The sequence below is a fragment of the Phaeobacter porticola genome, assembly GCF_001888185.1.
GTDB lineage: Bacteria > Pseudomonadota > Alphaproteobacteria > Rhodobacterales > Rhodobacteraceae > Phaeobacter > Phaeobacter porticola.
The window spans coordinates 1,117,639-1,135,880 of sequence record NZ_CP016364.1; the positions used below are offsets into that span (position 1 = coordinate 1,117,639).

The 18,242-nt window shown below is 61.9% G+C and carries 18 protein-coding genes and 1 tRNA gene; 10 read left to right on the forward strand and 9 right to left on the reverse strand.

Features of this window, described 5'->3' with window-relative positions:
• Positions 1-175: 175 nt before the first annotated feature.
• Positions 176-499 (reverse strand): HesB/IscA family protein, encoded by a 324-nt coding sequence (locus tag PhaeoP97_RS05470; RefSeq protein ID WP_072504217.1) that lies wholly within the window; start codon positions 497-499, stop codon positions 176-178.
• 123 nt (positions 500-622) lie between these two features.
• Here PhaeoP97_RS05470 and PhaeoP97_RS05475 point away from each other — a divergent pair, with 123 nt between their 5' ends.
• The 8 genes from PhaeoP97_RS05475 (at position 623) to PhaeoP97_RS05510 (ending at position 8,564) form a co-directional block, all read left to right on the forward strand.
• Positions 623-1,780 (forward strand): deoxyguanosinetriphosphate triphosphohydrolase, encoded by a 1,158-nt coding sequence (locus PhaeoP97_RS05475; protein WP_237029014.1) that lies wholly within the window; start codon positions 623-625, stop codon positions 1,778-1,780.
• A gap of 195 nt (positions 1,781-1,975) precedes the next feature.
• The gene (locus tag PhaeoP97_RS05480; RefSeq protein ID WP_072506317.1) at positions 1,976-2,275 is read left to right on the forward strand and encodes a YciI family protein; all 300 of its coding nucleotides are present in this window, start codon (positions 1,976-1,978) and stop codon (positions 2,273-2,275) included.
• Positions 2,276-2,425: 150 nt separating this feature from the next.
• Entirely contained in the window at positions 2,426-4,171 is a 1,746-nt protein-coding gene (gene argS, locus PhaeoP97_RS05485) for an arginine--tRNA ligase (RefSeq protein ID WP_072504219.1), read from the forward strand.
• A gap of 92 nt (positions 4,172-4,263) precedes the next feature.
• Entirely contained in the window at positions 4,264-5,583 is a 1,320-nt protein-coding gene (locus PhaeoP97_RS05490; RefSeq protein ID WP_072504220.1) for an SPOR domain-containing protein, read from the forward strand.
• A 161-nt stretch (positions 5,584-5,744) separates the two neighbouring features.
• The gene (gene nagZ / locus PhaeoP97_RS05495; protein ID WP_072504221.1) at positions 5,745-6,749 is read left to right on the forward strand and encodes a beta-N-acetylhexosaminidase; all 1,005 of its coding nucleotides are present in this window, start codon (positions 5,745-5,747) and stop codon (positions 6,747-6,749) included.
• Complete coding sequence (locus PhaeoP97_RS05500) at positions 6,742-7,533, forward strand: segregation and condensation protein A (protein ID WP_072504222.1); 792 nt, start codon at positions 6,742-6,744, stop codon at positions 7,531-7,533. Before nagZ ends, PhaeoP97_RS05500 begins: the two co-directional genes overlap by 8 nt.
• On the forward strand, positions 7,533-8,216 hold the full coding sequence (scpB, locus tag PhaeoP97_RS05505; protein ID WP_072504223.1) for an SMC-Scp complex subunit ScpB: 684 nt from the start codon (positions 7,533-7,535) through the stop codon (positions 8,214-8,216). The genes PhaeoP97_RS05500 and scpB overlap by 1 nt, the downstream gene beginning before the upstream one ends.
• A 141-nt stretch (positions 8,217-8,357) precedes the next feature.
• A complete protein-coding gene (locus PhaeoP97_RS05510) occupies positions 8,358-8,564 on the forward strand; it encodes a hypothetical protein (protein WP_072504224.1) in 207 nt (68 codons plus the stop codon).
• 9 nt (positions 8,565-8,573) lie between these two features.
• Here PhaeoP97_RS05510 and PhaeoP97_RS05515 read toward each other — a convergent pair whose 3' ends face one another.
• The 8 genes from PhaeoP97_RS05515 to PhaeoP97_RS05550 form a co-directional block, all read right to left on the reverse strand.
• On the reverse strand, positions 8,574-9,692 hold the full coding sequence (locus PhaeoP97_RS05515; RefSeq protein WP_072504225.1) for a 2'-deoxycytidine 5'-triphosphate deaminase: 1,119 nt from the start codon (positions 9,690-9,692) through the stop codon (positions 8,574-8,576).
• Between the two features lie 92 nt (positions 9,693-9,784).
• Positions 9,785-9,861: transfer RNA gene (locus PhaeoP97_RS05520), tRNA-Pro, on the reverse strand.
• 75 nt (positions 9,862-9,936) lie between these two features.
• Positions 9,937-13,002 (reverse strand): MerR family transcriptional regulator, encoded by a 3,066-nt coding sequence (locus PhaeoP97_RS20485; protein WP_072504226.1) that lies wholly within the window; start codon positions 13,000-13,002, stop codon positions 9,937-9,939.
• A 29-nt stretch (positions 13,003-13,031) separates the two neighbouring features.
• Positions 13,032-13,334, reverse strand: coding sequence for an integration host factor subunit alpha (gene ihfA, locus PhaeoP97_RS05530; RefSeq protein WP_072506318.1), 303 nt, complete (start codon positions 13,332-13,334; stop codon positions 13,032-13,034).
• Between the two features lie 118 nt (positions 13,335-13,452).
• Complete coding sequence (locus PhaeoP97_RS05535; RefSeq protein WP_072504227.1) at positions 13,453-14,424, reverse strand: beta-ketoacyl-ACP synthase III; 972 nt, start codon at positions 14,422-14,424, stop codon at positions 13,453-13,455.
• Between the two features lie 15 nt (positions 14,425-14,439).
• Complete coding sequence (gene plsX, locus PhaeoP97_RS05540; protein WP_072504228.1) at positions 14,440-15,564, reverse strand: phosphate acyltransferase PlsX; 1,125 nt, start codon at positions 15,562-15,564, stop codon at positions 14,440-14,442.
• Between the two features lie 40 nt (positions 15,565-15,604).
• Positions 15,605-15,811, reverse strand: coding sequence for a 50S ribosomal protein L32 (rpmF, locus tag PhaeoP97_RS05545; protein WP_072504229.1), 207 nt, complete (start codon positions 15,809-15,811; stop codon positions 15,605-15,607).
• Positions 15,812-16,030: 219 nt separating this feature from the next.
• Positions 16,031-16,576 (reverse strand): YceD family protein, encoded by a 546-nt coding sequence (locus tag PhaeoP97_RS05550; protein ID WP_072504230.1) that lies wholly within the window; start codon positions 16,574-16,576, stop codon positions 16,031-16,033.
• A gap of 87 nt (positions 16,577-16,663) precedes the next feature.
• On the opposite strand from PhaeoP97_RS05550, the gene PhaeoP97_RS05555 reads away from it, so the two are divergent.
• Both PhaeoP97_RS05555 and PhaeoP97_RS05560 read left to right on the forward strand, forming a co-directional pair.
• Entirely contained in the window at positions 16,664-17,131 is a 468-nt protein-coding gene (locus tag PhaeoP97_RS05555; protein ID WP_072504231.1) for an outer membrane protein assembly factor BamE, read from the forward strand.
• A 262-nt stretch (positions 17,132-17,393) separates the two neighbouring features.
• Positions 17,394-18,206: a GNAT family N-acetyltransferase gene (locus tag PhaeoP97_RS05560; protein ID WP_072504232.1), complete on the forward strand. Its 813-nt coding sequence runs from the start codon at positions 17,394-17,396 to the stop codon at positions 18,204-18,206.
• Positions 18,207-18,242: the final 36 nt, after the last annotated feature.

Here is an 18,242-nt window from a genome sequence, read left to right on the forward strand (position 1 = left end):
CGGTGCGTCCGCCACGATCCCAAAGCGGCCACTTCAGGTGCATGGATGGTTAGGGTGTCGAAACGGTCCTGCTGAGGGGGCAACGCTTGATCCGGCGGCAGGGTTCCCGGCAGGTCATACAGACTGTTGGCCTTGGGAAGGGGCCATTTGTCCGTGGCACCACCCCGGCGCAGGTTTACATCGAAAACGAGGTGCCGCAGCCGCAGCTGGAGGTGGCGTTGGGATTGTTGATTACAAACCGCGCGCCGATCAGCTCTTCGGTGAAATCAATCACCGCGTTTTCCAGAAACGGCAGTGAGACATCATCCACCACCACTTTCTGGCCCTGACCCTCTAGGATCAGGTCATCCGCCTGCGGGGCATCCAGCGCGATCTCATACTGAAAGCCGGAACAGCCACCGCCTTCGACCGCCACGCGCAGCGCCTGGCCTTGATCCGCAGCGCCGATTTCAGCCAGCCGGGCAAAGGCGCGCTCTGTCACTTTCGGGGGCAATTGCATCTCTGGTCTCCCAATACGGTGATCACTGCCGTGTTGCAGCAGAGATCATAATATAGAAAGGTGCGGGGACAGGGACAAGCTTGACCAGGGAAAAGATTAGTGACCTACGCGCCTTATGCGACAATGCCGGACCGCAGCCGCGGTCGCCAAGTCCCGGAAGAAGAAAGCAGTTTTCGCTCTCCTTACCAGCGGGACCGTGACCGGATTATTCACGCCAGCGCCTTTCGCAGGCTCAAGCACAAGACACAGGTCTTTGTCGAACATGAGGGCGACAATTATCGCACCCGTCTGACCCATTCGATCGAGGTGGGGCAGGTGGCCCGCACCATTGCAGGCGCGCTTGGTCTCAATCAGGAACTGACCGAGGCCGTGGCGCTGGCGCATGATCTGGGGCACACGCCCTTTGGCCACACCGGCGAGGATGCGCTGCACGCGCTGATGGAGCCCTATGGTGGCTTTGATCATAACGCTCAGGCTATTCGCATTGTCACCTCGCTGGAACGGCACTATGCCGAGTTCGACGGGCTGAACCTCACCTGGGAAACGCTGGAAGCCATCGCCAAGCACAATGGCCCGGTGGTGGGCGATCTGCCCTGGGCGCTGGCCGAGTGCAACGCGGCGGTGGATCTGGAGCTGCACACCCATGCGAGTGCGGAGGCGCAGGTGGCGGCACTGGCCGATGACATCGCCTACAACAATCACGATCTGCACGACGGGTTGCGCGCGGGATTGTTCACCGATGCCGATATCATGGACCTGCCGGTAATCGGGGCCGCCTATCATGCGGTGGACAGCCGCTATCCCGGTCTGGATGCGCGCCGCCGCCGACATGAGGCGCTGCGCCGCGTCTTTGGCGTGATGGTCAGCGATGTGATCGACGGCGCCCGACGTCGCCTTGCCGCCAGTGGCGCGCGCAGCGTCGAGGATGTGCGCTCCCTCGGGGCACCGGTGGTGGTGTTTTCCGATGCGCTCTGGGCCGACCTGAAGGAGATCCGCGCCTTTCTCTTCACCCGCATGTACCGCGCCCCCAGCGTCATGCGCAAACGAGAGGAAGTGTCCAAGGTGGTCGAGGCGCTGTTCCCCTATTTCCTCAACCACCCCCAGGAGATGCCTGCCCGCTGGCAGGGCGATATTGCCGCTGCCGTGGATCAGACCGCATTGGCCCGGATCGTGTCCGATTATATCGCAGGCATGACGGACCGCTTTGCCCTACAAGAACACCGTCGCCTGTTCCCGACAGAGGCCGCCGCTGCTGCCGCAGAGCTGCACGTGGGCACATAGGTCGCTGAGATGCCGCAAGGGGGTACGGCGGCCGACGCCTGCACAGTCAGTGGCGCAGGTGGTCATACCGGGCACTGGCGGTAAGACTGGCGGTAAGACTGGCGCCAACTGGCTCTATCCTTGTGCGGGGCGCATGCGGTTTCATGGGTCAACAACAACGCCCGTGACCGCAAATGGCAAACACAAGAGGCCGCCATGACACATTGGACCGTGACTTTTCAGGATGCACCGGACATGGCACGCGTCCGCGCTGATCGCGCCCGCCGGGATGCTCATATCGCCTTTGTACGCGCCCATCCCGAATTGCAGATCGGTGGGGCGCTTGCGATGCGGCCTGAACAGGACTTTCCCGGTGCAATCTGGAATGTCGAGGCCGCAAGCCGCGATGCCGTTGAACGGCTGATCCTGCGCGATCCCTATTACGTGGCCTCGTTGCGTCGGTATCAAATCACCAAATGGGGCCGCCTGCCAGTTACCGATGCCCCTGTTGCTTGACCTTTGACCGGTCTTGGGGCTGATGACCTGACGTGCCGACTGATTTAAAGGGCCCGCTGCATCCCCCGGTCTCCGCCATGATTTTGCAATCCTGTTGACCCTGCCGCTGGCGCTCGGTATCCGCTCTGGTGAACAGATGGGACGCCAGACATGAACCTCTTTACCGATATCCGCTCGCTCGTGCTTGACTGCCTTACTGCAATGGTGGCTGAGGGCACCTTGCCCGAAGGGCTCGATTTTGCCAATGTCGCGGTAGAGCCGCCGCGCGATGCGGCGCATGGGGATATGGCAACCAATGCGGCGATGGTACTGGCCAAACCCGCCAAGATGAAACCGCGCGATATCGCCGATGCGCTGGCAGGGAAACTGGCCGCGGACGCGCGCGTCACGTCCGCCGAGGTGGCCGGCCCCGGTTTCCTCAACCTGCGGCTGGACCGCAGCAGCTGGCAATCGGTGCTGGGGGCCGTCTTGGCGGAGGATATCAAATTTGGCCGTTCCGACCTTGGCGCGGGCAAACGGGTCAATGTGGAATATGTCTCCGCCAACCCAACCGGTCCCCTGCACGTCGGCCACACCCGTGGTGCGGTGTTTGGCGATGCGCTGGCCAGCCTGCTGGATTTTGTCGGCTATGACGTCACCCGCGAATACTACATCAACGATGGCGGCGGTCAGGTTGATGTGTTGGCGCGCTCTGTCTACCTGCGCTACCTGGAGGCCCACGGCCAAGAGGTCGCCTTTGTCGATGGTACATACCCCGGCGACTATCTCGTCCCGGTCGGTCAGGCGCTGAAAGACAAGGTTGGCGATGCCTATGTCGACCAACCCGAATCCGTCTGGCTGCAAGAGATCCGCAATTTCGCCACTGATGCGATGATGGACCTGATCCGCGCCGATCTGGCCTCGCTTGGCATCAAGATGGATAAGTTCTATTCCGAGAAGTCCCTCTATGGCACCGGCCTGATCGAAGCCGCCCTGAAGAGTCTGGATGACAAGGGTCTGATCTATGAGGGTGTGCTGGAGCCACCAAAAGGCAAGAAGCCCGACGACTGGGAACCGCGCGAGCAGACTCTGTTCAAATCCACCGAACACGGCGATGACGTCGACCGCCCGGTGAAGAAATCCGATGGTGCCTGGACCTATTTTGCGCCGGATATCGCCTATCACTACGACAAGGTCGAGCGTGGCTTTGATGAGCTGATCGACATTTTTGGCGCCGACCACGGCGGCTATGTCAAGCGGATGAAGGCGGCGGTCTCGGCGCTGTCCGATGGCCGTGTGCCGCTGGATATCAAGCTGTGCCAGCTGGTAAAGCTGTTCAAGGACGGTCAGGAATTCAAGATGTCCAAACGGGCAGGGACCTTTGTCACCCTGCGTGATGTGGTGGATGCCGTCGGCCCGGATGTGACCCGTTTCATGCTGCTGACGCGCAAGAATGATCAGGGCTTCGACTTTGACCTTGATAAGGCGCTGGAACAGTCCAAGGACAACCCGGTGTTCTATGTGCAATATGCCAATGCGCGGATCTGCTCGACGCTGCGCAAGGCGGCTGAGGCCGGTATCGCCACCGATGATGCAACCCTCGCAGCGGCAGACCTGACACTGCTGGATGACGAGGCCCAGCTGGCCGTCGCCAAGAAGCTGGCGGAATGGCCGCGTCTGGTGGAGATTGCCGCACGCACCAATGAACCGCACCGGGTGGCTTTCTATCTCTATGATCTGGCATCGGAACTGCACGGGCTCTACCATCTTGGTAAATCCAATGAGGGTTTACGTTTTGTTAACGAGAGCAACCCATCTGCAACACATGCGAAAATGGCGCTGGCCAAGGCCGTTTCCATTGTCATTTCCGCCGGTCTTGGTATTCTTGGGGTCACACCGGCGCAGGAGATGCGATAGTTAAAATCGCCCAGGCCGCCGGATCGAGGCAGATCATCAAGTAGAAACCCGGGGCGGCGCATCGCGTGCCGTATGCGGGCAGTGAGGCGGAAATGGCGTATTTTACGCAGGCAGGTCACGGCCAGTCGTATTCCAATGGGGGAGACCGTTCAGCGGACTCCGCCACTGAAACACAGCGAAACCAGCAGCCCTATGCTCAGCAAAACCCTGCGCAGCAGCCCCAATATGGGTTTGGCCAGACAGAACAGGCCCATGCCCAATCCGCAGGTGGCTATTTCGCACAGCCCGTTGCGACACCTGCTGCCTATGGCGCGCAGGCCCATGCGCAACCGGGGTATCAGGGGCATGGACCATCGACCTATGGCGATCCTGCACAGGATGCCTACAGCGGTCCCGGCACCGAACAGGGTCACCGATACGATGATTATGGGTTCACCCCCGAACCCGCAGGCGTAGGCCAAGCGGGCCTCGGCAAGGCGTTTAGCGTGCTTGGCGCTGCCGCGTCGCTGGCGTTGGTTGCCGGCATCGGTCTTTGGGGCTATCAGCTGATTGCCCGCGATGTCAGCGGTGTGCCGGTCGTGCGCGCCGTCGAAGGCCCGTTGCGCGTGCAACCCGAGAGCCCCGGCGGCCTGCCTGCCGACCATCAGGGGCTTGCGGTCAATGCGGTCGCCGCCAATGGCAATGTCGAACGTCCCGCCGACCGATTGACGCTGGCGCCCGAGGATGTGACGCTGACCGAAGACGACCAGCCAATGCAGGCCAACCTGCAAACCGACACTACGGCCAGTACCAGCATCATCTCCGGCACGACGGATCTCTCTGTCGATGCGGTGGCGGCCTATCAGGGCGGCGAAATTGATGCGCTGGTGGCTGAGCTGACCGATGGCGTCACGCCTTTGGGGCAGGACGCACTGAACGGCGCCGAACAGCTCTCGGCCTCAGCTGCGGTCTCCGCACCAGCCATTGTCCAACCTGAACCGTTGCAACCCGTCATCGTCGCCGCTGCGACACCGGCCCCAAATGCCGCGTTGCGCAACGCCCCCGGCGTGCGGGTCTCGCTGCGCCCCTCCGCCCGGCCTGCACGATTCTCTCCGACCCGCGCATCCGCCGTCGTCCCTGCGGCCAAGACCACCCAGGACGTTGCCGCCGATAGTCTGCCTGCGGGCACCCGTCTGGCCCAGCTTGGTGCCTACGAGAGCGCCGAGGTTGCGCGCGCCGAATGGGATCGTATCCATGGCCGCTTTGCCGACTATCTGGAAGGCAAGAAACGCGTGATCCAAAAGGCGGAAAGCGGCGGCCGCACCTTCTACCGTCTGCGCGCGATGGGTTTTGCGGATCTCTCAGATGCGCGCCGGTTCTGCTCGGCGCTGGTTGCGGGCAATGCTGACTGTATTCCGGTCACCACCCGCTAAGCACCGTCTTTGGGGCGCACCCCCGGCGAACCTGCACGCGCCCGGCCCAAGCCGGGCGTTTGTCGTTTACCATCCGGCAAACTGCCGCCAGTTTGCCCTATCCGACCATGGCGTCGCTCGCGACACTGGTGTATCAGCCCCCCAGCACGGAGAGGATCGCAATGCGTTACGGAGCCACAATTCTAGATGCCGAAGGCCTGCGTCTCAGCGCTGAGGAAAAGACGTTCTTTGCCGAGGCCAACCCGTTTGGCTTTATCCTGTTTGCCCGCAATATCGAGAGCGCTGATCAGACCCGCGCGCTGTGTGACGATCTACGCGCGGCGGTGGGACGTGACTGTCTGATCACCATCGACCAGGAGGGCGGCCGCGTGCAGCGCCTGCGTCCGCCGCTGGCGCGCCAATGGCGGCCTGCGCTGGATCACGCAACAGCGGCAGGACAGGGCGCAAACCGCGCCATGTATCTACGCGCACGGCTGATTGCGGATGAATTGCGCGGACTTGGCATCGACAGCAACTGTGCGCCGCTGGCAGATGTGGCGGGCCCTGACACCCACGCGTTTCTGCAAAATCGCTGCTATGGCACCGACCTGACCACCGTGGTCACCCGCGCCCGCGCCACGGCTGAAGGGTTGCTGGATGGCGGCGTGGTGCCGGTGGTGAAACACATCCCCGGTCATGGTCGCGCCAGCCTTGACAGTCATAAGGATCTGCCCCGCATCACCGCGCCGTTGGCCGATCTGGCAGGCGAAGACTTCGCCGCGTTTGCTGCGTTGAACCACCTGCCCATGGGCATGACCGCGCATCTCGTTTACGACGCGCTGGATACGCAACCCGCCACGCTGTCAGCCCGTGTGATGCAGATGATCCGCTCGGATATCGGCTTTGATGGTTTGATCATGAGCGATGACATCTCAATGAAGGCCCTGTCTGGCACGCCGCAGGACATTGCCCGTGACACCCTGGCGGCTGGCTGTGATGTGGTCCTGTTCTGCAACGCCCCGCTGGATGAACGTCGCGCCGTGGCCGCGGTCGCAGGCGAGATGACCGACGCCGCACAGGCGCGCGCGGAGCGCGCCGAGGCCGCGCGCCGCAATCCCGCTCCGCTTGACATACCCGCGGCCGAGGCCGAACTATCGGCCCTCATGGGCGGACAGGTATATGGCTGACACTCTTTTTGACGAGGACGCCACCAGCGTCGAGGACCGGCTTGCGGCCGAAGCCCTGATTGTTGACGTTGACGGCTACGAGGGGCCGCTCGACGTGCTGCTGTCATTGTCGCGCACGCAAAAGGTCGATCTGCGCCGCATTTCGGTGCTGGAACTGGCCCGTCAATATCTGAGTTTCGTGGAAAAGGCGCATGAGCTGCGCATCGAACTGGCTGCCGATTATCTGGTGATGGCGGCCTGGCTCGCCTATCTGAAATCCCGTCTCCTGCTGCCGCCCGATCCGACCGACGAAGGCCCCACGGGCGAGGAACTGGCCGCGCATCTGGCGTTTCAGCTGGAGCGCCTTCAGGCCATGCGCGACAGCGCCGCGCGACTCATGGCGCGGGATCAGCTGGGCCGCAATTTCTTTGCTCGGGGTCAGAGCGAGGATATGACCCGCATCCGCACCGTCACCTATTCGGCCAATCTGCTGGACCTTATGCAGGCCTATGCCCGCATCCGCACCCGCGATGATTTCCGCCCCTTCGTGCTGGACCGCGAGGCGATCTTTACGATGGAAGAGGCGTTGGACCGGATGCGTCACCTGATCGGCTATACCGGCAGCTGGACCGATATGCTGACCTATCTGCCAGATGGCTGGCATTCTGACCCGATGAAACGCCGCTCTGCCACGGCCTCCACCTTTGCCGCCTCGCTGCAATTGGTGAAAGAAGGCCAGCTGGAGCTGCGACAGAGCGAAAGCTATGCGCCCATTCAGCTGCGCATTCGTGACAAGGACACCTGATGGACGACCACAGCCAGGCCCCCGGCGATATCTCCGGCCACGCCTCAGCCACCGATACCGACAGCCTGTTTGACGCGCCGCCTATGGCCGAGCAGGAACGCATGGTCGAGGCGGTGCTGTTTGCCAGCACCGAACCCGTGACCGTGCGCGACCTTGAGGCACGGATGCCGCATGGCTGTGAACCCGGCACCGCGCTCGAGCTTTTGCGAAGACGTTATCATGGACGCGGCGTGCAGATTGTGCGCATCGGTGATGCCTGGGCGCTGCGTACCGCCTCTGACCTTGGCTTTCTGATGCAGAAGGAAACGGTCGAGACCCGCAAACTGTCGCGCGCGGCGATCGAAACCCTAGCAATTATTGCTTACCATCAGCCGGTCACCCGTGCCGAAATCGAAGAGGTGCGCGGCGTGTCTGTGTCACGCGGCACCATTGACCAGCTGCTGGAAATGGACTGGATCCGGCTGGGCCGCCGCAAGATGACACCTGGCCGCCCAGTGACCTTTGTGGTGACGCCTGTGTTCCTTGATCACTTTGGTCTGGAAAGCGCCCGTGATCTGCCCGGCCTCAAGGAGCTGCGCGCCGCTGGCCTGTTGGAAAACCGCCCCCCTCCCGGCAACCTGCCCATGGGGGGACGTGGCGACGGCGACGAGGTCGAGGAGCAGCCGGAACTGTTCGAGGACTGATTGCAGATAACCACGCCGCAAAAGGGCCGCAAATCTGCGCTATCTTACCTGTAAGCCAACGCGCCAGAGCCAACCGCGAGGCCAGCTCTTCAGAACAATAAGTATGAGCACGTAAGAGGCGTGCCAGCAAAGGAAACCGCTATGGGCATTGAACAGATCCTCCGCATGATCCTGCGCCGCGTCATTGGCCGTGCCGTCAATGCAGGCATCAACTCCGGGATTAACGCACTGTCAAAACGTGGCAAATCGCAGCGCGATGACAAAGACAGCCGTCCACTGCCTCAGGACAAAGAGGCAGCCAAAAAGGCGCGCCTGATGCGCCGGAATATGCGGCCACCCCGTCTTTAAGGGCTTGGATCAGGGTTTCGTTGCGGGTTTGAAATGCTTTGACAGCTTCAGCCCCTGACCTTGGTAATTTGACGCGATATCCGCGCCATACAGCTGCTCTGGCACCTCTGACATCTGCTCGTAGACCAGCCGCCCGACGACCTGCCCGTGCTCCAGCACAAACGGCGCATCATGGCAGCGCACTTCCAGTACACCGCGCGATCCGGCACCACCAGCAGCAGCATAGCCAAATCCGGGGTCGAAAAAGCCCGCGTAATGCACCCGGAATTCGCCCACCATCGCCAGATAGGGCGCCATCTCGGCAGCATACTGCGGCGGAATGGCAATCGCCTCACGGCTCACCAGAATGTAGAACGCGCCGGGATCCAGAATGATCTGCCCCTTGGTGGTGCGCACCTCTTCCCAATATTCAGCCGGATCATAATGGCCCAGCTTGGACAGATCGACGACGCCGGTGTGGTGCTTGGCGCGATATCCCACCAGATCGCTATGCGCGGGCCGCAGATCGACAGAGAAGCCCAGCCCGTCCGAGATCACCGGATCCCCCGATACAATCGGCGTCGCCTCATGGACGGCGCGCAGGTCGGCATCACTCAGGAATGTGCGCCCCTGCCGAAAGATGATCTGCGTCAGCAACTGCCCCGGCTGAACCACAACAGAGAAGCTCTGCGGGCAGATTTCCGCGTAGAGCGGCCCGTCATAGCCATCGGGCACGCGGTCGAATTCCACGCCCTGATCGGTGATCACCCGCGTCATCACATCCAGTCGCCCGATCGAGGATTTGGCACTGGCAGCTGCGGTCATCCCCTGGGGCAGGCAAATGCGCTCCATCAGCGGCACCACATAGACACAGCCTTTTTCCAGCACGGCACCGCCAGTCAGCGCGACCCGGTGCATGGTCAGATCCTCCAGCCGTTCTGCCACCGTGCGCCCCAGTCCGGGTAGAAACGATGCGCGAACGCGATAGGCGCAATCGCTCAGCCGCAGATCAAGACTGGCCGGTTGGATCTGGTCATTCAGGATCGGAGACGAGGCCGCAATCGCGCCTTCGGTGATCATCTGCCGGATCTGTCGATCCGCCAGAACGCCCTGCGCCAGTGCGCTTGGTGTCGCTTGCGTGGCTGTCATCACGGTCCTCCCAACGCCCCAAGGGCAGATACAAAAACGCCCACCCCAAGGCGGGGCGGGCATTTTTAAGCCCCTTGCGAGGCGGGGTATTTTGGTCGGGCTAGCAGGACTCGAACCTGCGACCTTCCGTCCCCCAGACGGACGCGCTACCAGGCTGCGCTATAGCCCGTTGCGCTGGTTTCTACCCTTTTTTCCGGCAGGGGCAAGCGAAAAAACCAGTTTATATCGCGACCTCTGCAAGTTTCTAGGTCGTACCGCGATGCGCCCGCAGCGCCTCGGCACAGGCCCGTGCCTGCGCCATGTGATCCGCAGGCAGGATGGATACCGCCGCCAGCTGCGCCAGCACCCTCGCGCTGTGTTGCACAGGTTCGGCAGGTGTGTCAGGCGCGTCAATCACCAATGGCACCGGGAGCGGGGCAGGCGCCTCTGCCATCTCCGGCTCGGCCGGGGCCAGCTCAATATCGGTCTGTGCGGGCTCGACCATTGCTGGTGCTTCTGGTGCGGTTACAGGCTCCAGATTTTCGAGGCTGTCGTGCGGCTCCGTATTGTCTGCAAAGGCCTCTGGAACGGCCAGATCCTCGGCCTCGGTACCGTCCGGCGCAGCGGTCTCTTGATCCAGCGATGCCAGCTCAGGCGCGTGCAGCGGCATGTCGTCCTGAAGTGGCGCGTCCAGCAATGCATTGTCCACCGCAGTCGCATTCAGAACCGCATCGCTGACGAAACTCTCGTCCAGTGGCGTGTCGAGCGGATCCAGTTCTGGCGCGACTGGCGATGCCACATCCACCGGGCTTGGCTCCGCGAGATCAGGCAGGTCCGCTGGCAGGTCGGGGGCCAAATCATCCGCGGCGACGCCTTCAGGCCGTGCAAGTGTATCGTGGTCGGCCTTTTCTATCGGGGCCGAAATTTCCGCCGTGTCCAAGGTCGGGGCCATGTTCAATGTCGGGGCCACAGGATCCGTCGCAGATGCCAGAACCTGCGGTTCAAGAGGTGGTTCACCTGACAGCTCAACAGGTGCAACAGGATCCACTGCGGCATCAACAAAGCTGATTGGCTCAGCGTCTGGGGTTGGAGCTTCGTTGTCGTCAGGCAGAGTGTCCGCAGGCGCAGCTGCGATAAACTCGCTTAATGGCTCATCCAGGGGGGGCTGATCTGCAATGGCCTGATCGGCGATTATGTCGTCTGCCCGAACATCCTCGGTCGCTGCTTCAGGCTGCTCTGGCATACCCTCAGCAAGCAGCTCAACCGGGGTTTCCGATATGGTTTCGGACGGCTCTGTGGATGCTGCTGCTACATCCGGCAGGGCTGGATCGGCGTCCAATACCTCGGCCACGGGAACGGGGCTGTCGTCTTGATCAAACACCGGCACATCCGGTATCGTCTCTGGTTGTGGCGTCGCATCGTCACCAAGCGCCGGTTCCACATCTGGCAGCGCAGCAGGATCAGTTGCGGGCAGCTCAGGCGCAGATTCGGCAGCTGAACCGGTGGCATCCTCAGCCGGCAGGGCGGTTTCGTCCCGCGACAGGGCACGGGCCGGCGCATCGGTGCTGTCGCTCCAGGGCGAATCTTGCGGCGCGGTGTTTTCGATCGCTGGCTCGGTAGTGATCTCTTGCGGTAGTTCAGCAGGCGCTGCGCTATCGACAAGCTCAGGCCCGCTATCGACCGGCACCACAGGCGCGACCGCAGCGTCTGCGTCCTGCTCACCCAGGCCGTCAGATGCAGTCTCGGTCCGCGCCTCAGGCACATCTGTCCAAAGATCGGCCTGCTCGGGTGTATCTGCAACCATGTCCGCATTGGTCGCGGCATGATCCGGGGTGGCAGTCTCCGTGATAGTCTCCGTGGCAGGCACAGTTTCAGGCGCGGTTGCCTCCACCGGGTGGGCGGCGGCCTTGGTTGTATCCTGCGCGAAATCAGGCTGCGGGTTGGCCTTCGGCTGGTTCTCGGCAGATGGCGATGCGGGCAGATCAAGCGGATCTAAGGGCGCACCGGATGGTGCGGCGTCCGCCAAAGGTTGTGGCTCACTCAGCGGTGCGGCGGCAGGCGGCAGATCTGCAAAGTCGGCCTGACCAGCTTCGCCGACTGGGGGCATTGCGACGTCTGAGGTCTGGGCAGGCGTCGGGATGGCCGTTTCGGACGGCATCATGGCAGGCGGGTGCAGGGATCCAGTGTCCGCCACTGCGGCGTCAATTGGATCAAGTGATGTGGTCTCAGTGGGGGCCGCCTCAGGCGGCGTAACATCCGCGGCCACCGGCACAGCCGGGGCAGGGGCCACAGGGGAAAATACCTCACCAGACGCGGCAGAATCACCGGCGGCGTTGGGCATCGCAGCCGGGGACAAGGGCGCAGCATTGTCGGGAATTTGCGCCGGTGCGACCGGCGCGTCCGTGGGCAAACCAGTGGTCGCTGGAGCCGCAGACACAGGAGCCGCTGGTACAGGGGATGCGGGCACAGGGGATGCGGGCATCGGTTCGGCAGGCACGCCGGGAGCGGCAGGATGGGCCGCTGCGGCGGGGGCCGAACCTGTCGGCGCGGATGCGCCAGCACTTGCGGTGCTGGCAGACATAGTTGGATCTGGCGTGATCGCTGGCTGGTCACCCTGCGATGCCGCGGCTGTCACAATTTCGTCTTCAGCACCGTCCACCGTTGGCATCGTCGCAGGCGCGGCAGCCGTCGAGGGGGAAACCGGCGTCTGCGACCCGTCAGTGATCGGGCTGACTGCTGGGTGTCCAGGCGCGATCACGCCCTGATCCGCCGCTGCGGTCGCCGCGATCGGGGGGGCCACGGGTGGGGCCGCAGCTGTGCCCGGTGGCGCAACTGTGGGTGCAGCTGGTTGGGCTGGCGTTGCCCCGACATGCACGTCGGGGGCGGTCGCAGGTGGGTCAGACCTCGGCGCTTGGGAGCCAAGCGCGTCGGGGGCTGCGACCTCCTCTGCGGTGGCCGTCTCCTCAGCTTCGAAAGGGCTGGCCTCAGCGTCGATAATCTCACCGGTGGCTGGGCCGACAGTGTCGGTCGCGGTGTCACCGGCACCGTCCTCGACAGATTGCTCGCCCCCCATGGCGGCAACATGGGCAGGCCCATGTTCGCGCAACAGCGCCTGCACATCTTTTATGGACAGCCCTTTTTCGTGCAGCAACACCTTGATGCTGCCGAGCAAATCGACATCGGCAGGCCGATAGTACCGGCGTCCGCCTGCGCGTTTGACCGGTTTTATCTGGGTGAATTTGCTTTCCCAGAAACGCAAGACATGCGCCTGGATCCCCAGCCACTCCGCAACTTCGCTGATGGTGCGGAAGGCGTCTGGTGATTTTGACATCGCGTGGTGTGTCCTGTGGTTACTGACCGTTATTTACGGTTCCCGTCGGCCACCCGGTCCTTCATCAAATGCGATGGTCGAAAGGTCAAAACGCGACGAGGCTGAATGGGCACCTCTTCGCCGGTCTTTGGATTGCGTCCGACGCGGGCAGATTTATCGCGCACGCTGAACGTCCCAAAGGAAGAAATTTTGACCTGTTCGCCACGGACCAGGGCGTCAGACATATGCTGAAGCATGCTTTCCACCAGCTGCGCGCTTTCGTTGCGCGACAGCCCGACTTCGCGGAAGACTGCTTCACTCAAATCCATTCGTGTTAGTGTTTTTTCGCTCATAACCATCCCCGCTGTTTGTCGAAGCATAGGGCGGGGGGAATTTCCCTGTCAATATCAATGAATTGCATAGGGGAGTTCGACTCGTAAAATGCGTCCGTTCTGAGCGATGCCTTGCCGCCTACCAGCGCAGTACCACAGCCCCCCAGGCCAAACCGCCGCCAATCGCCTCTGTGACCACCAGATCGCCCTGTTTGATCTGACCACGGGCTTTGCCCACCGAAAGCGCCAGTGGGATCGATGCGGCGGAGGTATTGCCGTGATCCTGTACTGTCACCACGACCTTCTCCATTGGCAGGCCCATCTTCTTGGCAGTGCCCTGAATGATGCGGATATTGGCCTGATGTGGCACGATCCAGTCCACGTCGGCGGCTGTCAATCCGGCACGTTCCAGCGCGGTAGTGGCGGTGGAGGCCAGTTTCTCGACAGCATGGCGGAACACCTGATTGCCCTGCATCCGCAGATGGCCAGTGTTCTGGGTCGACACACCACCATCGACATAAAGCAGATCCTTGTAGCGGCCGTCTGAATTCAGGTCGGTTGCCAGAATGCCGCGATCATCGCTGGTGCCTGTGCTGTCTTGGGCTTCTAGTACCAGTGCACCGGCCCCATCTCCAAACAGCACACAGGTCGACCGGTCGGTCCAATCCATGATCTTGCTAAAGGTCTCGGCGCCGATCACCAGAACCCGGGTGGCCTGCCCCGAGGCCAGCAGCGCATTGGCGTTGCTCAGTGCGTAGACAAAGCCCGCACAGACCGCTTGAACGTCAAAGGCAAAGCCGCTGGTCATGCCCAGCTGTGCCTGCACCATGGTGGCAGCAGAAGGAAAGGTGAAATCGGCCGTCGAGGTCGCCACCACAATGGCGTCGATATCATCGGCGCTGAGGCCCGCATCAGCCAGCGCCTTTTGCGCAGCCCAGGTGGCCATGGTGGACGTGGTTTCGCCGTCGCCTGCGAAATGACGGCGCTCAATCCCGGAGCGGCTGCGAATCCATTCGTCTGACGTGTCTAGTGTGGCTTCAAATTCTGCGTTCTCGACAACGCGTTCTGGGAGATAATGCCCGGCCCCGACAATTACTGCGCGTCGCGTCATTCTGCTGCCTGCCTTTTAGTCTTTTTTGGTGGGCGCCTGGTCCGGTGATGTCTCGTCCATTTGCGCTGGTTTATCTTGGGTAAGCGCCACAGAGGATGCAACCCGTGCCGCGAGTTTTTCTGCAAACCCCTGCTGGGCCAGCCGGAACGCCAGCTTGACCGCTGCCGAGACACCGGTGGCATCCGCGCCGCCGTGGGATTTCACCACGGTGCCATTCAGGCCAAGAAATACACCACCATTCACACGGCGCGGATCCAGCCGCTTTGAGAGCCGCTTCAGCGAGGTCATCGCCAACAGCGCGGCAATCTTGGACAGGAAGGAATATTCAAACGCTTCGCGCAGGGTGATACGCATCAGGCTGGCGGTGCCTTCGCCGGTTTTAATGGCGACATTGCCGGTGAACCCGTCGGTGACGATCACATCGGCGGTGTCGCCGGGGATATCGCTGCCTTCGACAAAACCGACGAAGTCAAACCCCCCGGTTTCGGAATGATCCGAGATCAGCCCGTAAGCCTCTTTCAGATCAGCGTGGCCTTTGTGTTCCTCGGTGCCGACATTCAGCAGGCCCACGCGGGGGCGGGGTATGTCCATCGAATTGCGCACATAAGAGGTGCCCATCAGCGCGTATTGCAGCAGGTCCTGCGCATCGGCGCGGACATCAGCGCCGACGTCCAGCATCACGTTGAACCCCTGCGGATTGCGTGAGGGCCAGAGAATCGCAATTGCCGGACGGTTCACACCTGGCAGTTTGCGCAGGCGCAACATCGACAGCGCCATCAGCGCGCCAGTGTTGCCGCAGGACACGGCCCCGGCGGCTTCGCCCTGTTTGACCGAATCGAGCGCCGACCACATGGAGGTGCCTTTGCCATTTCGCATGACCTGGCTGGGTTTGTCCTCCATGGTGACCACGTCCCGCGCGTCGCGGAATTCCACGCGTCCGTTCAGGATGCGTTTCTTAGCCACCAGTGGCTTTAGCTGGTCCTCGGGGCCATGCAGAATAAACCCAAGATCGGGGTTCTTATCTGCGGACATGGCGATGCCGGCCACCACAACTGCGGGGCCGGCATCTCCGCCCATGGCGTCAACCGAAATAACTATGCGGCCGGCATTCTTCTGTATGTGATCGGGTTTACCCGTCATAAAAAACGCCTGCCTGACATAAGTCTGGTTCAGACGCGGCTTAGGCCGCGTCTTCGTCCATGTCGATCTCGTTGGCTGCTGCGACGATTTCTTTTTCGTCGTAGTGGCCGCAGGAGGGGCATACGTGGTGTGGGCGCTTCAGTTCGCCGCAGTTGCCGCATTCGTTCGGGTTTGCAGCAACCAGTGCATCGTGCGCGCGGCGGTTGTTGCGACGCGACTTGGATACTTTGTTCTGTTGGACAGCCATGTCTCAACCTTTGTCACTTGGGGCCTTGGGGCTGTCCCCGCGGCGCGTTTCACATTCAATGTTTCGATCGGTCTGCCGTGCGTTTAGGCCTCAGCCTTGCCGATGTCCAACCAAAATTCCGATGAGCGCGCGAAAATACTGCGAATTCACGCTGGTGCAAGTGGTTTTTTGGCCGGTCGGGGCGGGAACACCAATCGGAATCGTCTGGTCGTCCTCTTTTCAGTCTTCGCTGCCGCCGTCAAGCTGATCGCGCAGGGCTGCTAGTCCGGCAAAGGGTCTGGTGTCCTCGTCCCGCATGGGGGCAACGCCCGGTTCGGCATGCACCGATTCTCCGAGCGAGACGCCATCTTTGCGGGGATATTGCGGCAGCGCCAGCGCCAGCGATTCAACCATGACCTCCTGCGGGGAGATATGGCTGCCTAGCGGCTCGCTGGTGTCATCTTCCGGCATTTCCACCTCTTCCTCGCTGTCGGGATGCACCATCCCGGCGATAAAGCTGCGGCGCACCTTCTGGTCAATGCGGGTGGTAACAGGATCCAGCGTCACCACACAGGGCTGCACCACGGTGGCCCCCAGATCACCCACCAGCTCCCAGTCGCGTTTGCCCAGGGCACGGATTTCTCCGGCAAAGCGCAGTTTGCGCAGATCATCGACGCCAAGATCCTGCGCCAAAGCTTTCAGAACATCGACATCGGGGCGCAGCTCAAAGGTGGTTGCGCGGTTTTGGGGTAGGTCAGCGACGCGAAAAGCGGTGCTCTCAGACATTTGGGGGACTTTCGTTTCTTGAACCGGAGGCTCGGTTTAGGTAATCCGGTTCAAAGGCGTATTCAAGCCGGGGGGTAAGAGAGTAGCATGACATCCAAACGCGCAAGGTCGCTGAAGGCGGCGACAAGGGTCACGGTTCTCTTGATAGCGGGGCTCGCGGTGGGAGCTTGCTCCATGTATCGCAAGCACGGCTATGTGCCCAGTGAGGAACTGCTCTCCGAAGTGGTTGTTGGCGTTGATACCAAGGACAGCGTGGCTGAAACCGTCGGTGTCCCGGCGGCTGAGGGGGTGCTGACCGATGGGGGGTATTACTACGTCTCTACCCTGATGCGCCGTCGTGGACCGTCGGCGACCAAGCCGGTTTCGCGTGAATTGGTGGCGATCAATTTCAATGATCAGGGCGTGGTCACAGGCATCGAACGCTACGGTTTGGAACAGGGCCGGGTGATTCCCTTGCAGCGCCGTGTGACCAGCTCCAACGTGCAGGACAAGACATTCCTGCGCCAGCTTCTGGGCAGTCTCGGGAACTTTGGCCCCGGTGGGCTGATCGAATAAGTCGCCGGGCCGCATCGGACTTGCCGCGATACTCAGGAGCCATCCCAAAACGGGGTGGCTTTTATCGTTATTGAGGGCAGCCTGTCGCATGATCCGATCCATGGACCACGTGATGACCTGTCTGATGGCTATTGTTTCATTTGGCTGATACGTGGCTCATGGTAGGCTGCCCGGGTGATTTGGGGCTGGATGTGTCGGGGCTGTGCGGGCCTTGTGTATTGGTAACAGTGTGTCGCTGGGGGATGTCTTGAAAACGTCAGCCATGACCCTTGACGGGGCAGAGACTCAGACCAGGCATCTGGCGCCGAAGCCAGTTGCGACGACCCAGCCGTATCTGTCGCGTGGGCGCTACGATGTGCGGCTGATCCCCGGATCAGGGCGGGATGCAGAGCAGGGGGCTGATCTGCGGCGCGCGCAAGAGCTGCGCGGCCTGTGTTTTGGACGACAAAGGCCGGATGCGGACGCGCTGGACCAGCGGTGCCAGCATATGCTGATTGAAGATCGCAGCAGCGGCGCATTGGTGGGCTGTTTTCGCCTGTTGCTGTTGCCGGATGGGGCGGCGCTCGCCCAGAGCTACGCCGCACAAAGTTATGATCTTTCCGTACTTTACCCCCGTCCGGGTCCACTGCTGGAGCTGGGACGGTTTTGCATCCATCCCGATTGGCAGGATGCAGATATACTGCGCCTGGCCTGGGGGGCGTTGACGGCGTTTGTCGATGATCACCACGTCGAATTGCTGTTTGGCTGCTCGTCCTTTCAGGGCACTGAGCCCACGCCCTACCTGCACGCGCTGGCGGTGTTGCGCCTGCGCCACCAGCCGGAACCGGGGCAGGGGGTGGGGGTGCGCGCCGCAGAGATCCTGCGCTTTGCCAAGATGAACCTGCCGGTGCCTGATGGCAAACAGGCGTTGCAACAGATGCCACCGCTGCTGCGCACCTATCTGATGATGGGGGGCTGGGTCAGCGATCATGCGGTGATCGACCGGGATCTGGGCACATTCCATGTGTTTACCGGGGTTGAGATTGCGGCAATCCCAGAAGCGCGCAAGCGCCTGCTAAGGGCGGTTGCAGGCTAGTTCACCCGTTGTCAAAGCGTGACAGCCGTTGACCTG

Coding starts and splice junctions, on each gene's coding strand:
- PhaeoP97_RS05470 (WP_072504217.1), bottom strand. CDS start 499: ATGCAATTGCCCCCGAAAGTGACAGAGCGCGCCTTTGCCCGGCTGGCT.
- PhaeoP97_RS05475 (WP_237029014.1), top strand. CDS start 623: ATGCCGGACCGCAGCCGCGGTCGCCAAGTCCCGGAAGAAGAAAGCAGT.
- PhaeoP97_RS05480 (WP_072506317.1), top strand. CDS start 1,976: ATGACACATTGGACCGTGACTTTTCAGGATGCACCGGACATGGCACGC.
- argS (WP_072504219.1), top strand. CDS start 2,426: ATGAACCTCTTTACCGATATCCGCTCGCTCGTGCTTGACTGCCTTACT.
- PhaeoP97_RS05490 (WP_072504220.1), top strand. CDS start 4,264: ATGGCGTATTTTACGCAGGCAGGTCACGGCCAGTCGTATTCCAATGGG.
- nagZ (WP_072504221.1), top strand. CDS start 5,745: ATGCGTTACGGAGCCACAATTCTAGATGCCGAAGGCCTGCGTCTCAGC.
- PhaeoP97_RS05500 (WP_072504222.1), top strand. CDS start 6,742: ATGGCTGACACTCTTTTTGACGAGGACGCCACCAGCGTCGAGGACCGG.
- scpB (WP_072504223.1), top strand. CDS start 7,533: ATGGACGACCACAGCCAGGCCCCCGGCGATATCTCCGGCCACGCCTCA.
- PhaeoP97_RS05510 (WP_072504224.1), top strand. CDS start 8,358: ATGGGCATTGAACAGATCCTCCGCATGATCCTGCGCCGCGTCATTGGC.
- PhaeoP97_RS05515 (WP_072504225.1), bottom strand. CDS start 9,692: ATGACAGCCACGCAAGCGACACCAAGCGCACTGGCGCAGGGCGTTCTG.
- PhaeoP97_RS20485 (WP_072504226.1), bottom strand. CDS start 13,002: ATGTCAAAATCACCAGACGCCTTCCGCACCATCAGCGAAGTTGCGGAG.
- ihfA (WP_072506318.1), bottom strand. CDS start 13,334: ATGAGCGAAAAAACACTAACACGAATGGATTTGAGTGAAGCAGTCTTC.
- PhaeoP97_RS05535 (WP_072504227.1), bottom strand. CDS start 14,424: ATGACGCGACGCGCAGTAATTGTCGGGGCCGGGCATTATCTCCCAGAA.
- plsX (WP_072504228.1), bottom strand. CDS start 15,564: ATGACGGGTAAACCCGATCACATACAGAAGAATGCCGGCCGCATAGTT.
- rpmF (WP_072504229.1), bottom strand. CDS start 15,811: ATGGCTGTCCAACAGAACAAAGTATCCAAGTCGCGTCGCAACAACCGC.
- PhaeoP97_RS05550 (WP_072504230.1), bottom strand. CDS start 16,576: ATGTCTGAGAGCACCGCTTTTCGCGTCGCTGACCTACCCCAAAACCGC.
- PhaeoP97_RS05555 (WP_072504231.1), top strand. CDS start 16,664: ATGACATCCAAACGCGCAAGGTCGCTGAAGGCGGCGACAAGGGTCACG.
- PhaeoP97_RS05560 (WP_072504232.1), top strand. CDS start 17,394: ATGACCCTTGACGGGGCAGAGACTCAGACCAGGCATCTGGCGCCGAAG.